Below are 13,493 nucleotides of genomic sequence, written 5' to 3' on the forward strand. Positions count from 1 at the left end.
CCGCTCGCCCGACTCCCCTCCGTCGTCTCCACGACGAGTCCGCCCCCGCCGAAGTCGACCGCCACGGTCACCGCCGGAATCACCGCCACCCGAAGCTCCAACCCGGCACCGGCACGATCGCGATACCCGAGCATCGCAAGCCCGTCCGCGCCCCCGCGCGGGCGCACGATCTCCCACGCGCGATCTCCCACCCGGCCAGGGTAGATCGGATCCCTCACCCGATGCTCGCGACATTCGTTCGTGCAGGCCAGAGGCGTAGGGACAACACGCGCGACACGCCCTCGCGGATCAGGGTGAACTCACGGCGGCTCCGTATGCTCGGCGCACCGCAGCTACTTTCTAACCCAGGGAGGTACTTTGCGTCACCGGTCTGTCCTCACCGCTTTTCTCGCATCGCTACTTCTGCTGATCGGGCCTCCGATCACGGCGCAGGCGCTACCGGACTCGGGATCCGGTTCCGGCTCCGGATCCCTCTCGGCGTCGCCCTGCCATCCCGGTACGCCGCCCACAGTGCCGAAGACGACCAACTATTACGACGGGCAGGAATATCTGGGGCCCGACCCGTTGCCGCAGGATCCACCTGTGGGTCCGTTGCTGACGGGATATCAGCGCTTCGGGAACCTCACCGAGGCCCAGTTCATTGCGAAGTACCGCACTCCGGACAATTCCATGTGGATATATCCACCCGATGACGGATTCCTGATCATCGACGGCCGTACGGCGGCACACCCGGAGGTGTTGCAGCCCGGCAAGCGTATCGACCGATTCGGTGCTCCGAGTGGAAAGTTCCTGGCACAAGAGGGCGAGTCGTACGGCGGGCGCGCGATACCACCGCAGAACCTCAACTCGCCCGGGGGCACCACACAAAGCGATTATCACGTCTACTGCGTACTCGCGCCGTTCCAAGTGGAGGCCGGGCCGGCCCAGCCATGGTTCGAGCAGCCCGGACTCGGTACCCAATATGTTCTGGATACCAGTTTCCAGCCGTACCCCGGCGGAAAAGCGACCGTCCAATGGCTGCTCGACAACCACTACCTGGTCGAAGAGATCCCTGGTTGATATGGATCGCAGGCAATTGGCCGCCGCCCTGCTCGCCGCCGGAAAGCCTCCGCAGTGGTTCCAGATCGCCGGCGTTCATACCCACGACCCGCTGCCGACCGACTTCTGGTTCCTGCGACCGGGATCCGGCGGCGACTGGGAAGTCGGCGTCTTCGAACGCGGTGAGTACGACGTCCGAGGCCGATTCGCCGCCGAATCCGACGCGGCCGCATGGGTTTACGAATCCATGATGGGACACCCCCCACCGTGATGCGAATACGAAACGGCCCCTCACTTGTCATCAAGTGAGGGGCCGTTCCACTGCGCGCCCGGAGAGACTCGAACTCCCAACCTTCTGATCCGTAGTCAGATGCTCTATCCGTTGAGCTACGGGCGCAGGTCCTGTTCAGTTGTGTGCCCGGTTACCCGGGCGTGGCGGAGGCGAGAGGATTTGAACCTCCGGTCCCCGTGAAGGGACAACTCATTAGCAGTGAGTCCCATTCGGCCGCTCTGGCACGCCTCCTGGAGCCTTCTTTCGAGGGCGCCGGTCCTTTCGAACCGCCGAGAGGCAAGAGTACAGAGCAACCGGTCAGGACGCAAAACGGCTGGTCAACGCAGGTGACTGTCGAACCAATCGAAGATTCTGGTCTGTGCGTCGATCAGGAGCCGCTTCTCGTCCTCGGGCAGCTGCTCGAAGTCGGCCATGTCGAATCCGGGATGGTCCGGGCGGTGATGCAAGCCGGGGTAGCTGACCACCAGGGTGGCCACCGCGGCGCGCGCCGCCGCGTCACGCAGGCGTTCCACGTGATCGGCCGGGTTGACGGGATCGTCGTTGCCGTAGAGACCGAGCCAGGGGGCCTGCAGCTGCGGGGCGGCGTCCACCAGTGCCGTCGCCTCCGCGGTCAGCGGCTCCATGATGCCGGGTGCGGCGACGCTCACGGCCGCACCGATGGGACGGTTCGTGGCGACCAGCAGTGCGGCGGTGCCGGCGTTGTCGAAACCCAGTACGCCGACGGTGTCGGCGTACACTCCCCGGCCGACGAGCCAGTCGAAGCAGGCATCGAAATCGGCGAACAGATCCGCGCCGAACACCTGCTCGACCTCCGCGCCGCCCGCGACGGCGGTGGCGACCGCACCCGGCCCGTCGGAGACCCGCGCCCCGACGGCGGCGAGATCGCGGTCGTTGACCGTCCCGGCGCCGTCCCCGTGACCCTTCTGCCGATCGAAGCGGTGGAACAGATTGGGCGCCACCATGATCCAGCCTTCACCGGCCAGCGATTTCATCATTTCCAGCAATACATCGGCAAACTGACGGGACTCGTGGAGTACGACGATGCCGCCGCGCGCGTAACCCTCCGGCTCGATCACCGTAATGGGCACCCGACCTCCGGCCGCCGGGCCCGGAGCGCCGTCGACCACCTGCCCGCTGTCGCGCAATGGTGCTTCATCTCGATAGATGCCCGACATGAAACCAGGGTAGTTCGCATCCGTTACATTCGGGAGAAGTTGCACGGAAGTACCCATTCCTCGGAAAATTTTCCGACATACCGCCCAGCCGGTTCGGACCCGCCGACGGACCGCCGGGGTCTCCCGGACAACCGCGGCGAGCCGCCGCGACGTGCGAGGAATTAAGGTGTTGGGGTGAGTGCTCGTATTCGTCCGGACCTGGAGTCCATTCCGGCCTACGCTCCGGGTCGCAGTCATCCGGGCGCCGTGAAACTGGCCAGCAACGAAACCACCCAGGGGCCGCTCCCGAGCGTGGCCAAGGTGATCGCCGAGGCGGCCGAACTCATCAACCGGTACCCGGACAACTCCTCCGGCGAACTTCGAGCAGCCCTCGCCGAGTTCCACGACGTCGCGGTCGAGAATGTCGCGATCGGCTGCGGCAGCGTCGCGCTGTGCCAGGAACTGGTCCAGATCACGTGCGCCTCCCCCGCCGACGAGGTGGTGTTCGCCTGGCGCTCGTTCGAGGCGTATCCGATCGTCACGCAGGTCGGCAACGCGACTGCCGTGCCGGTGCCGCTGAACGACGAATTCGCACACGATCTGGATGCGATGGCGGCGGCGATCACCGAGCGGACCCGGCTCGTTTTCGTCTGCAATCCGAACAACCCGACCGGAACGGCGTACGGCCGTGCCGAATTGACCCGCTTCCTCGACGCGGTCCCCGACGACGTGCTGGTGGTGCTCGACGAGGCGTACTTCGAATATCTGCGCCTGCCCGCCGACGATCGGGCCGACGGCGTCCAGATCGGCCGAGGCCGCTCGAATGTCGTTGTGCTGCGCACCTTTTCGAAGGCATACGGGCTGGCGGGGCTGCGAGTCGGTTACGCCGTCGGCGATCCGGAACTGATCACCGCGCTGATGAAGGTGCACATTCCGTTCAGCGTGAATCGGCTGGCACAGGCCGCGGCCATCGCCTGCCTGCAGGCGCGGCACGAACTGCTCGACCGCACCGATCATGTGGTGGCCGAGCGGGAACGTATGCGCGAGGCGCTGCTGGCGGCCGGATACCGGGTACCGCCGAGCCAGGCCAACTTCGTCTGGCTGCCGCTGGGCGAGCACAGCGCGGAGTTCGGCGCGGCCAGTGCCGAAGCCGGAGTTCTGGTGCGGCCGTACGGCGCCGACGGGGTGCGGATCACCGCGGGCGATCCGCACGAGAACGATCGGTTCCTGAGTTTCGCCACCGCACCGGACACCGTCGCGCGCTTCGCCGGCTGAACCGGCTCCGCGGCGGTCAGCGCACGCCGAGGGCTCCCGCCAGCGTCGGCCACGCCCTCGGCAGTTCGTCCTTCCAGTACGGCCAGGAATGCGTGCCCACCGGACGCAGATCGACATCCGCCGGGATCTGCATGCGCTCCAGCCGATCCGCGAGCGCCATCGTGCAAGCGTTGGCGCCGGCCTCGAGCGGACCACCGAATCCGATCGTCGAGAACGCTTCCGGATTGCCCGGACCGTCGTAGGGCCCCGGCACACCGGAACCGGCGGACAGGAAGATCGCCTTACCGCGCAGGGTGTCGGCGTGCATCATCACGTCGTGGGCGAGCCAGTCGGGATCTTCCTGCTTGCCGAACATGTTGTCCGGATCGCCACCGTAGGTGCGCACCACGGCCCGTGCCTGCGCCTGCCCGAAATCCGAGCCCATCGCATAACAACCACTGTGGGCGGCGACAGCGAGATAGGCCTGCGGGTTGCGTATCGCCAGCATCATCGCCGCCTCCGCCCCCATCGAGACGCCCTCCACAGCATCGCGGCCGTTGCCTTCGAAGGTCGCGTCCATCAACGGCGGCAGTTCCCGAGTGAGAAAGGTCTCCCACTTGTTCGTGCCGAGCACCGGATCCGGATGCTGCCAATCCGTGTAGTACCCCGCCGGGCCGCCGATCGTGAGGACCACGTTGACGTCCTTGTCGGCGAAGAACTGCACCGCGCCACCGCGCTCGGTCCAGTTGTTGTACTGGTTGCTCGCGCTGCGCCCGTCGAGCAGATAGACGGTCGGGCGCGGATGGCTGCGATCGGCCGGTAGCAGCACCTGCACCTGCACCGTGCGTCCCATGGCCGGGGAGTCCACGAAAACCCGCAGCCAGCGATCGTTGATCGGTTCGATGTGGTCGATCGACGCGGTGGCCGGACGGGGATCGTCCAGCGCCGGAGGCGGCCTCTCGGCGGAACCCGAATCGGCCGGGGGCGCGGGCGCGGCGGCAATCGACGGCGCTCCCCAGATCGCCCCACTCATCAGGAGTGCGGCGATGGTAGCGCCGGACAGCCGACGCCGTATCCGGCGACGAACCATGGCCGCCATCCTGCCAGAGGTCGTGCGAGGCGTCGAAAACCCACGACGGCCCGATCTCCGGCGAGTCTTCCGACGCTCCGCACCGATTCGGCATCCCCGCACTCGCGCCAGTAGGCTGAGACACCGTTCCGGCGCGCCCGGAACGAGGTGGGTTGCCCGAGCGGCCTAAGGGAACGGTCTTGAAAACCGTCGTGGTTCACGCCACCGTGGGTTCAAATCCCACACCCACCGCAGGTGAAGGGGCTGTCACCAGGGGACTGTTCCGGCGTCGGAGAAGAATCCGCCGGTCGGTCCGTCGTCGGGCAGGGTGGCGAGGTGGATCGCGATCGCGGCGCCCTGTTGGGGGGTTCGGACGCCGCGGAAGCCGTTGAGGTCGGTGGCGGTGTAACCGGGGCAGCCGGAGTTGATCAGGATGTCGGTGTCGGCCAGTTCCTTGACGTATTGGACGGTGACCGCGTTCAGGAAGGTCTTCGACGCCGCGTAGGCAGCGGAGATCGGGCCGGTGTCCGCGCCGGGCGTGGTCTGCAGCGTGAGCGAGCCGACGCTGCTGGACATGTTCACGATCCTCGGTGCTGCCGAACGCCGCAGCATGGGCAGCATCGCGTTGGTGACGCGGATGACTCCGATCACGTTGGTTTCCACAGCCTCACGCACGGTCGCGGGATCGACGGTGGTGGGTGTCTGGGGCATGCCGCCGGTGATCGCGGCGTTGTTGACCAGGACGTCGAGCCCGCCGGCGCGGTCGGCGATCAGGTCCGCCGCGGCGGCCACGCTCGCGTCGTCGGTCACGTCGAGCGGAACGCCGAAGGCATCGATCCCGTCCGCGCGGAGCTTCTCCACCGCCGTGTCGCGGCGTTGTGCGTCGCGCGCGCCCACACCGATTCGCCAGCCGAGGGCGCCCAGCCCCGCCGCGATCTCGTATCCGATTCCCTTGTTCGCACCCGTCACCAGCGCGATCGTCTGTTCACTCATACCGTCGATCCTGGTTCGGTCGGGGGTGGCGGGTCCAACACCGATCGGGTGGCCGCTGATACCGCACGGGTATCAATGCCGGATACGATGACGTGGTGGAGACGCGGGAGTTGCGATACTTCGTCGCCGTCGCCGAGGAGTTGCATTTCGGGCGAGCGGCACAGCGACTCGCCATGGCGCAACCACCGCTGTCACGGGCGATCCGACAGCTCGAACGGCGGCTCGGCGTGGTTCTGCTGCACCGCACCACTCGCTCGATCGCCCTGACCGAGGCCGGGGCGGTGCTCTTGCGGGAGGCTCGTGCCGCGCTCGCCGCGGTCGACGCCGCGGAGCGCCGCACCCGCCGCGCGGCCGGTCGGCCCGGCGTGGTGCTGGCCACGAAGGCCGGAGCGTCCAGCGAACTGCTGTCGAAGTTGCTGGACGCCTGCGCTGCCGAACCGGGCGCTGTCGCTGTCGAGGTGCTGCTGTGCGGGCCCGGCAAGCAGGAGGCGCTGCTGCGCGACGGCCGTGCCGACGTCGCACTGCTCCACCGGCCCTTCGACACGACCGCCGGACTCGACACCGAGGATCTGCACACCGAACACCAGGTTCTGGTCCTGCCCGCGGGCCACCCCCTCGCCCACCGGCCCCACCTGTCGTCGGCCGAGGTCGCCACCCTGACGGATCTGCCCCTGCCGCGCTGGCCCCGGCAGGACGGAAGCTATCCCGACGGCCCCGGTCCGAAGGTTCGCGACCACACCCAATTGGCCCAGCTGATCGCGCTCGGACGAACCTGCGCGGTCATGCCCGAGTCGGTCCGAACTCACCTACGCGACGATCACGCGATCGTGCCGGTGCCGGACGCACCGGCGGTCACGACCGTCATCGCCTGGCCGCCACACAGCAGATCCAAGGCCGTCGCCGACCTCGTCCGCACCGCGACACGTCTCTGACCGACACCGCGATTCCGCGGCCGCCTCAGCCACGAATATGCGCCGACCGGCGTATCGGTCGGCGCCACAGTCGTTTCCGGTCTCGATTCGAACGGCCGGCCCCAGGTTCAGAAGCACCACACCCAATCGGCGGACCCCGGCAACGGAATGGTGATGCAGATGGCGATCGGTTTCGCCGTGGTATCGGAAGCGCTGTCGGCGGAGGCGATGGGCGCCGCCACGGCGCCGAGCGACATGACTATCGCGGTGGTAGCGAGGACTTCGCGGGACCAACGTCCCTGATCAACTCCGGCGGGGGTCGGTTTTGGTGTTCACTCGGTCGAACGCGTCACCGATGGCGGTGAGTTCTTCGGGGCTGAGCAGGTCGACGAAGGTGCGGCGGACCGCGGCTACGTGGCCGGGGGCGGCGGCGCGCAGGCGGCGCATACCTTCCTCGGTGAGGTGGGCGCGGACGCCGCGGCCGTCCTCTTCGCAGCTGGTGCGGCGGACCATGCCCTGATCCTCCATGCGGCGGATCTGGTGGGTGAGGCGGCTGCGCGAGGAGAGCACGCCGTCGGCGAGATCGCTCATCCGCAGCGATCCGCCCGGAGCCTCGGAGAGCATTACCAGGATGCGGTATTCGGGCAGGCTCATATCGCTGTCGGCCTGGAGCTGGCGGTTGAGTTCCACCATCAGACGCTGGTGCCCGTCCATGAAGGCGCGCCACGCCCGCTGCTGTGCCGAGCTCAACCACGGCGGCGATGCCGGGTGACCACTCGGTTCGTAAGCCATGGCGCCATTCTATTGGGCCCGAATGGAAGCAATGTCGCCTGGTCAGCGACTTGCGGACAAGATCACCCGAATCGGATCCACAGCCGCACCCGTTCCAGCGCGGCGAGCACATAGAGTCGGGGTATGTACGCGGTGACATTGGACGGTTTCGGTGGACCCGAGGTGATCCGCTGGGCGGAGGTGCCGGATCTGCCGCCGCCCGGGCCGGGCGAGGTGGCGATCGACGTCGTGGCGGCCGGGGTCAATCGCGCGGATCTGTTGCAGCGCCAGGGTTTCTATCCGCCTCCCCCAGGCGCGAGCGACATTCTGGGCCTCGAGGTGTCGGGCGTCGTGGCCGAGATCGGCGAGGGCGTACGGGATCTGCGGCCGGGCGAGCGGGTGTGCGCGCTGCTGTCCGGCGGCGGCTACGCCCAGCGCGTGGTGGTCGCCGCGAGTCAGGTGCTGCCGGTGCCCGAGGGCCTGGATCTTGCTGCGGCAGCGGCACTTCCGGAGGTGGCCGCCACCGTGTGGTCGAATCTGGTGATGCGCGCCGGATTGCACGCCGGCCAACTGTTACTCGTCCACGGCGGCGGTAGCGGGATCGGCACCCATGCCATCCAGGTCGCGGTGAATCGCGGTGCGCGCGTCGCGGTGACCGCCGGTTCGCAATACAAATTGGATCGCTGCGCCGAATTGGGTGCGAGCATCGGAATCAATTATCGCGAACAGGATTTCGTGGAAGTCGTCGGCGAATTGGGTGGCGCCGACATCATTCTCGACAATATGGGCGCGAAATACCTGCCGCGCAACGTGACCGCCCTCGCCGAGGACGGGCAGCTGTGCGTGATCGGCATGCAGGGCGGAGCGAAGGGCGAGCTGAATCTGGCGGAGCTGCTCGGAAAGCGCGGCACCATCCATGCCACCAATCTGCGTAAGCGGCCGGGCACCGGGCGGTCGAGTAAGGCCGAGATCATCGCGGAGTTGCGGCGCCATCTGTGGCCGCTGATCGCGGAGGGCGCGGTGGTACCGGTGGTACATGCCGAGGTCCCGGTCACGGAGGCGGCGCACGCCCACGAACTGCTCGATTCGGCCGAGACCGTCGGCAAGGTGATCCTGCGCATCGACGAGGCGTGAACGCCCGCTGTGCCCGTCGGCGACCGTGCGCCGGACGGCCGCCTACTTCTCCAGCGAGTTCAGCGCCCGGCCGAGCTGTTCGATCTCGAATTTCGTTGTGTAGGGCGCCAATCCGAGGGTGACCGCGCCGCCCTCGTCGTTGACGCCCAGCGCGTCGAGCAGGCGGCTGCCGCCGTGTGCGCCGCTGACCGTGCCGATGCGGTGATCGGCGAGCTCGGCGGAGATCTTCTCCGCCTGCATCCCCGCGATGGTGAAGCTGACCGTGGGAATGCGGGTGGAAGCACGGCCGATCACGGTCAGATCCGGGACCGCGTCGAGCACCTCCATGAGATGTTCGAACAGCTGGTCGTGATAGTCCTGCAGCGAGGTGATCGAGATCTCCAGCCGCTCCCGGCGGCTACCGGTGGCCTGTTCGTCCAGTCCGGCGAGATAGTCGATGGAGGTGGTCAGCCCCGCCAGCAACGCGTACTGATGTCCGCCGACCTCGAGCCGCTCGGCGCCCTTGGCGTAGGGATTGAGCGACATCGAGGGAATGCGATCCAGGAATGCCGGATCACGGAACACCAGCGCGCCGATCTGCGGACCACCCCAGGCCGGCGCGGAGAGAGCGACGACGTCGGCGTTGAGTTCGTCGATGTCGATCAGGGCATAGGGCGCCGCGCCGAAGCAGTCGGCCACCAGCAGTCCGCCCACCTCGTGCACCCGGTCGGCGGCGACCCGGACCGCGGGCGCGGAACCGACGATCGGCGAGGCGGCGGTGACGGCGACCAGTCGCGCGGTCGGGCCGATCAGTTCCTCGAACTGCCAGGCCGGCATCTCGCAGGTTTCGATCTCCACCTCGGCCCAGCGCACATGGGCGCCGTAGCGGTTGGCGATGCGCAGCCACGGGGCCACATTGGCCTCGTCGTCCAGGCGCGAGAGCACGATGCCGGTGCCGAGCCCGAGCCGCGAGCTCAGCGATTCGGCCAACCACGCCAGCAGGACGGCCCGGTCCGGGCCGAGGACGACACCCGCCGGATCGCCGCCGACGAGATCGGCGACCGCCTCCCGGGCCGCGTCGAGAATGGCACCACTGCGGCGCGCGGCGGCATGACGATTGGTATGCGAAAAAGCAGAGGTCCGGAAACCGGTTGACACGGCGCGCGATACCGAATCCGGGACCAGCATCCCTGCCTGGGGGTCCAGATGGATCCAGCCGTCGCCCAGGGACGGTATCAACCCCCGAACCCTCGCGACGTCGTAAGTCATGCTGGCCACTCTAAGGGCAGCGGGCAAGTCGGCGGAACCGTGCGCCGACCCAATGCGATATCACGCGACATGGCAACCGACTTTCACAAACCGAACCACACACGAGGCGGACAGAACCGCAACAGAATACTTCCGCCCGAAATCGGACCGCATACCCCGTTCCGGCACCGGGCCCCCACCGGGCGATGCGTCGTTCACTTAGCACTCGGCGCGGGAAGCAGACATCATGGATGCCATGACGCAATCGGACGGAGCACCGGATTCCATCGTGGTGATCGGACCCGAGGGGCGGCCGCTGGTCATTCCGGCCGGCGCCCAGGGTGAGGCGCCGTTCGCCGGGCAGGTGGTCGGCGAGGGCGAGACCGCCGCCGAGGGTGCGCAGACCGGCGGCGAGGAGTCGCTCGCCGATATGGTCGAGCAGCCCGCGAAGGTGATGCGGATCGGCACCATGATCAAGCAGCTGCTCGAGGAGGTACGCGCGGCTCCGCTGGACGATGCCAGCCGCAACCGGCTCAAAGAGATCCACACGACCTCGGTGCACGAGCTCGAGCAGGGTCTCTCCCCCGAGCTGCGCGACGAACTCGAGCGGCTCGCGCTGCCGTTCAGCGAGGAGTCCGTGCCGTCCGACGCGGAACTGCGAATCGCCCAGGCCCAGCTGGTCGGCTGGCTGGAGGGTCTGTTCCACGGTATTCAGACCGCGCTGTTCGCTCAGCAGATGGCGGCCCGCGCACAGCTCGAGCAGATGCGTCACGCTCTGCCGCCGGGTGCGCACATCCCGCGCGAGGGCGGACAGGGTGGATCGGTCACCGGAGGCGGTCAGTACCTCTGAACACCGCTGATCATCGGATAGGCTCGTGCCCCCACCGGCGGGGATCGGCTCTGCGCTACAGTCGTGCACTGTGCCAGCAGCTGCCCCTGCCGATTCGGCCACAGCCGAACGCCCGGCCGACGCCACGGTGCCCCTGATGTCGGATGCGCAAACATTCCCGCGGGCCTTCAAAGACCTCCGCGAGGGGTTCACTCAGCGTGAGCTGTGGCTACAGCTGGGTTGGCAGGACATCAAGCAGCGCTACCGGCGATCGGTGATCGGCCCGTTCTGGATCACCATCGCCACCGGCGTGCAGGCGGCCGCGATGGGTGTCCTCTACGCGGCGATCCTGAATCAGGACCTGTGGACGTATCTGCCGTATGTCACCGTCGGCCTGATCGTCTGGAACGTGATCAACGCCAGCATCCTCGAGGGCTCGGACGTGTTCATCGCCAACGAGGGGCTGATCAAACAGCTGCCCTCGGCGCTGAGCGTGCACGTCTATCGGCTGGTGTGGCGGCAGTTCCTGTTCTTCGCCCACAACATCGTGATCTATCTGGTCATGCTGGTGGCCTTCAGCGTCTGGGAACATCTGGACTGGTCCGTGCTGCTGGCGATTCCGGCGATCGCGCTGGTGTTCCTGAATTCGGCGTGGGTATCGATCGTCTTCGGCATCTTCTCCACCCGCTACCGCGACATCGCCCCGATTCTGGGCAGCATGACTCTGATGCTGTTCGTGCTGACTCCGGTCATGTGGACCACGAAGTCGCTGCACGACCAGGGCGGGGCGGTGAGCGAGCGGGCCAAGCTGGTCGAGCTGGTGCCGACCTACCACTATCTCGAGATCGTGCGCGCACCCCTGCTCGGCGATCCGGTGCAGGTGCGGTCGTGGCTGGTCGTCGGTGTGATCACCGTGGTCGGCTGGGCGGTGGCGATCCTGGCGTTGAAGCAATACCGTTCCCGCGTGCCGTACTGGGTGTAGAGGACGTTATGACCGGAGTAAGCATCGAAACCCACCAGGCGTGGGTGGAGTTTCCCATCTTCGACGCCAAGTCACGGTCGCTGAAGAAGGCGTTCCTGGGCAAGGCCGGCGGATCCATCGGGCGCAATCAGTCCGATGTGGTCGTGGTCGAGGCCCTGCGCGACATCACGCTGTCGCTGAAGGAGGGTGACCGGGTCGGCCTGGTGGGCCACAACGGCGCCGGGAAGTCGACGCTGCTGCGGCTGCTCTCGGGAATCTACGAGCCCACGCGCGGCACTGCGCGCGTGCGTGGCCGGGTGGCGCCGGTGTTCGACCTCGGCGTCGGTATGGATCCGGAGATCTCCGGCTACGAGAACATCATCATCCGCGGGCTGTTCCTCGGTCAGACCCGCAAGCAGATGCTCGCCAAGGTCGACGAGATCGCCGACTTCACCGAACTCGGTGAATACCTGAACATGCCGCTGCGCACCTATTCCACGGGTATGCGGGTGCGGCTGGCGATGGGCGTGGTGACCTCGATCGATCCGGAGATCCTGCTGCTGGACGAAGGTATCGGCGCGGTCGACGCGGAATTCATGAAGAAGGCCCGCAACCGGCTGCGCGATCTGGTGGCGCGCTCCGGAATCCTGGTGTTCTGCAGTCATTCCAACGAATTCCTGGCCCAATTGTGCGATACCGCAATGTGGATCGACCACGGCACGCTGCGCATGCAGGGTGATATCGAGGATGTGGTCCGCGCGTACGAGGGCCCCGAGGCGGGCGATCACGTGAAGCAGATCCTGCGTGAGCTCGAACTCGAACGCAATCCCGCATGACCTCCGCCGCAGACCCGGACATGGGCGGTCGAGGGCGGTGGGGGCATGTCCCGGAGAACAAGGATATGGACATGAGTGATCAGGCGGCCTCGTCCGCGGACAGCGGAGTGGCCCGGATCATCGCGGTGGTCGTGACCCACAAACGCCGGGAACTGCTGAGCGAATCGCTGAAAGTGCTCGCCGCGCAGACCCGCCCGATCGACCATCTGATCGTCATCGACAACGGCAACGAGCCCGAGGTCGGCGAGCTGGTGGAAGAACAGCCGATCGAATCCACCTATCTGGGTTCCGAACACAACCTGGGTGGTGCGGGCGGCTTCGCCCTCGGCATGCTGCACGCGCTGACCATGGGCGCGGACTGGGTGTGGCTGGCCGACGACGACGGCCGCCCCGAGGGCCCGGACGTGCTCGAGAAGTTGCTCGATTGCGCCGAGCGCCACGGCCTTTCGGAGGTCTCGCCGGTGGTCGCCGATATCGACGATCCGGATCGGCTGGCGTTTCCGCTGCGCCGCGGCGTGGTGTGGCGGCGGCTGCGGTCCGAACTCGGTGACGAGGACTTCCTGCCCGGTATCGCGTCGCTGTTCAACGGCGCCCTGATCTCCGCCGAGGCGCTCGAGGTGATCGGCGTGCCGGATCTGCGGCTGTTCGTGCGCGGCGACGAGGTGGAGGTGCACCGGCGGCTGGTGCGCTCGGGCCTGCCGTTCGGAACCTGTTTGCAGACGGCGTATCTGCACCCGAACGGGTCGGCGGAATTCAAGCCGATTCTCGGCGGCCGCATGCACACCCAATATCCGGACGATCCGGTCAAACGCTATTTCACCTACCGCAACCGTGGCTATTTGATGGCACAGCCCGGGATGCGGAAACTGCTACCCCAGGAATGGGCGCGGTTCTCCTGGTTCTTCCTCGTACAGCAAAAAGATCCGGCCGGTCTGCGAGAATGGTTGCGACTGCGGCGTCTGGGGCGACGCGAGCAGTTCCATAAACCCGGTTAGATCAGTGCTTTTCGCATGAGGAGGTAACG

At 67.1% G+C, this 13,493-nt stretch carries 14 protein-coding genes, 3 tRNA genes and 1 pseudogene; 10 read left to right on the forward strand and 8 right to left on the reverse strand.

Annotated features, from left to right (window positions below):
- Window positions 1-191, reverse strand: a pseudogene (locus A5789_RS01280) (AraC family transcriptional regulator); the annotation flags it as partial.
- Between the two features lie 319 nt (window positions 192-510).
- On the opposite strand from A5789_RS01280, the gene A5789_RS01285 reads away from it, so the two are divergent.
- Both A5789_RS01285 and A5789_RS01290 read left to right on the forward strand, forming a co-directional pair.
- Window positions 511-1,059 (forward strand): TNT domain-containing protein, encoded by a 549-nt coding sequence (locus tag A5789_RS01285; protein ID WP_063010830.1) that lies wholly within the window; start codon window positions 511-513, stop codon window positions 1,057-1,059.
- A gap of 1 nt (window position 1,060) precedes the next feature.
- The gene (locus A5789_RS01290) at window positions 1,061-1,309 is read left to right on the forward strand and encodes a hypothetical protein (protein WP_030516848.1); all 249 of its coding nucleotides are present in this window, start codon (window positions 1,061-1,063) and stop codon (window positions 1,307-1,309) included.
- Window positions 1,310-1,362: 53 nt separating this feature from the next.
- On the opposite strand, the gene A5789_RS01295 is transcribed toward A5789_RS01290, so the two are convergent.
- The 3 genes from A5789_RS01295 to A5789_RS01305 form a co-directional block, all read right to left on the reverse strand.
- Window positions 1,363-1,435: transfer RNA gene (locus A5789_RS01295), tRNA-Arg, on the reverse strand.
- 36 nt (window positions 1,436-1,471) lie between these two features.
- Window positions 1,472-1,561 (reverse strand) — tRNA-Ser (locus tag A5789_RS01300).
- Between the two features lie 86 nt (window positions 1,562-1,647).
- Window positions 1,648-2,505: a dienelactone hydrolase family protein gene (locus tag A5789_RS01305; protein WP_063010828.1), complete on the reverse strand. Its 858-nt coding sequence runs from the start codon at window positions 2,503-2,505 to the stop codon at window positions 1,648-1,650.
- Between the two features lie 174 nt (window positions 2,506-2,679).
- Here A5789_RS01305 and hisC point away from each other — a divergent pair, with 174 nt between their 5' ends.
- Entirely contained in the window at window positions 2,680-3,759 is a 1,080-nt protein-coding gene (hisC, locus tag A5789_RS01310) for a histidinol-phosphate transaminase (protein WP_064904229.1), read from the forward strand.
- 16 nt (window positions 3,760-3,775) lie between these two features.
- Here hisC and A5789_RS01315 read toward each other — a convergent pair whose 3' ends face one another.
- Window positions 3,776-4,771: an alpha/beta hydrolase family protein gene (locus tag A5789_RS01315; RefSeq protein ID WP_227462767.1), complete on the reverse strand. Its 996-nt coding sequence runs from the start codon at window positions 4,769-4,771 to the stop codon at window positions 3,776-3,778.
- Window positions 4,772-4,974: 203 nt separating this feature from the next.
- On the opposite strand from A5789_RS01315, the gene A5789_RS01320 reads away from it, so the two are divergent.
- Window positions 4,975-5,059 (forward strand) — tRNA-Ser (locus tag A5789_RS01320).
- A 15-nt stretch (window positions 5,060-5,074) separates the two neighbouring features.
- Here A5789_RS01320 and A5789_RS01325 read toward each other — a convergent pair.
- Window positions 5,075-5,800, reverse strand: coding sequence for an SDR family NAD(P)-dependent oxidoreductase (locus A5789_RS01325; protein ID WP_063010824.1), 726 nt, complete (start codon window positions 5,798-5,800; stop codon window positions 5,075-5,077).
- Between the two features lie 95 nt (window positions 5,801-5,895).
- Here A5789_RS01325 and A5789_RS01330 point away from each other — a divergent pair, with 95 nt between their 5' ends.
- Complete coding sequence (locus A5789_RS01330) at window positions 5,896-6,732, forward strand: LysR family transcriptional regulator (RefSeq protein WP_064904238.1); 837 nt, start codon at window positions 5,896-5,898, stop codon at window positions 6,730-6,732.
- Between the two features lie 282 nt (window positions 6,733-7,014).
- Here the strand turns inward: A5789_RS01330 and A5789_RS01335 are convergent, their stop codons facing one another.
- Window positions 7,015-7,503: a MarR family winged helix-turn-helix transcriptional regulator gene (locus A5789_RS01335; RefSeq protein ID WP_030516842.1), complete on the reverse strand. Its 489-nt coding sequence runs from the start codon at window positions 7,501-7,503 to the stop codon at window positions 7,015-7,017.
- Between the two features lie 123 nt (window positions 7,504-7,626).
- On the opposite strand from A5789_RS01335, the gene A5789_RS01340 reads away from it, so the two are divergent.
- Complete coding sequence (locus A5789_RS01340) at window positions 7,627-8,616, forward strand: NAD(P)H-quinone oxidoreductase (RefSeq protein ID WP_063010820.1); 990 nt, start codon at window positions 7,627-7,629, stop codon at window positions 8,614-8,616.
- 42 nt (window positions 8,617-8,658) lie between these two features.
- Here the strand turns inward: A5789_RS01340 and A5789_RS01345 are convergent, their stop codons facing one another.
- Window positions 8,659-9,864 (reverse strand): cysteine desulfurase-like protein, encoded by a 1,206-nt coding sequence (locus tag A5789_RS01345; RefSeq protein ID WP_063010817.1) that lies wholly within the window; start codon window positions 9,862-9,864, stop codon window positions 8,659-8,661.
- A 235-nt stretch (window positions 9,865-10,099) separates the two neighbouring features.
- On the opposite strand from A5789_RS01345, the gene A5789_RS01350 reads away from it, so the two are divergent.
- From A5789_RS01350 to A5789_RS01365, 4 genes are all read left to right on the forward strand, one after another.
- Window positions 10,100-10,693, forward strand: a complete 594-nt coding sequence (locus A5789_RS01350; RefSeq protein WP_063010844.1) for a bacterial proteasome activator family protein — start codon at window positions 10,100-10,102, stop codon at window positions 10,691-10,693.
- A gap of 136 nt (window positions 10,694-10,829) precedes the next feature.
- Window positions 10,830-11,654, forward strand: coding sequence for an ABC transporter permease (locus A5789_RS01355; protein ID WP_064904237.1), 825 nt, complete (start codon window positions 10,830-10,832; stop codon window positions 11,652-11,654).
- A gap of 8 nt (window positions 11,655-11,662) precedes the next feature.
- Window positions 11,663-12,469, forward strand: a complete 807-nt coding sequence (locus A5789_RS01360) for an ABC transporter ATP-binding protein (protein WP_036497055.1) — start codon at window positions 11,663-11,665, stop codon at window positions 12,467-12,469.
- Window positions 12,470-12,540: 71 nt separating this feature from the next.
- A complete protein-coding gene (locus A5789_RS01365; protein ID WP_063010842.1) occupies window positions 12,541-13,464 on the forward strand; it encodes a glycosyltransferase in 924 nt (307 codons plus the stop codon).
- Window positions 13,465-13,493: the final 29 nt, after the last annotated feature.

Source organism: Nocardia sp. 852002-51101_SCH5132738 (assembly GCF_001665695.1).
In the GTDB taxonomy this organism is placed as follows: Bacteria; Actinomycetota; Actinomycetes; order Mycobacteriales; family Mycobacteriaceae; genus Nocardia; species Nocardia nova.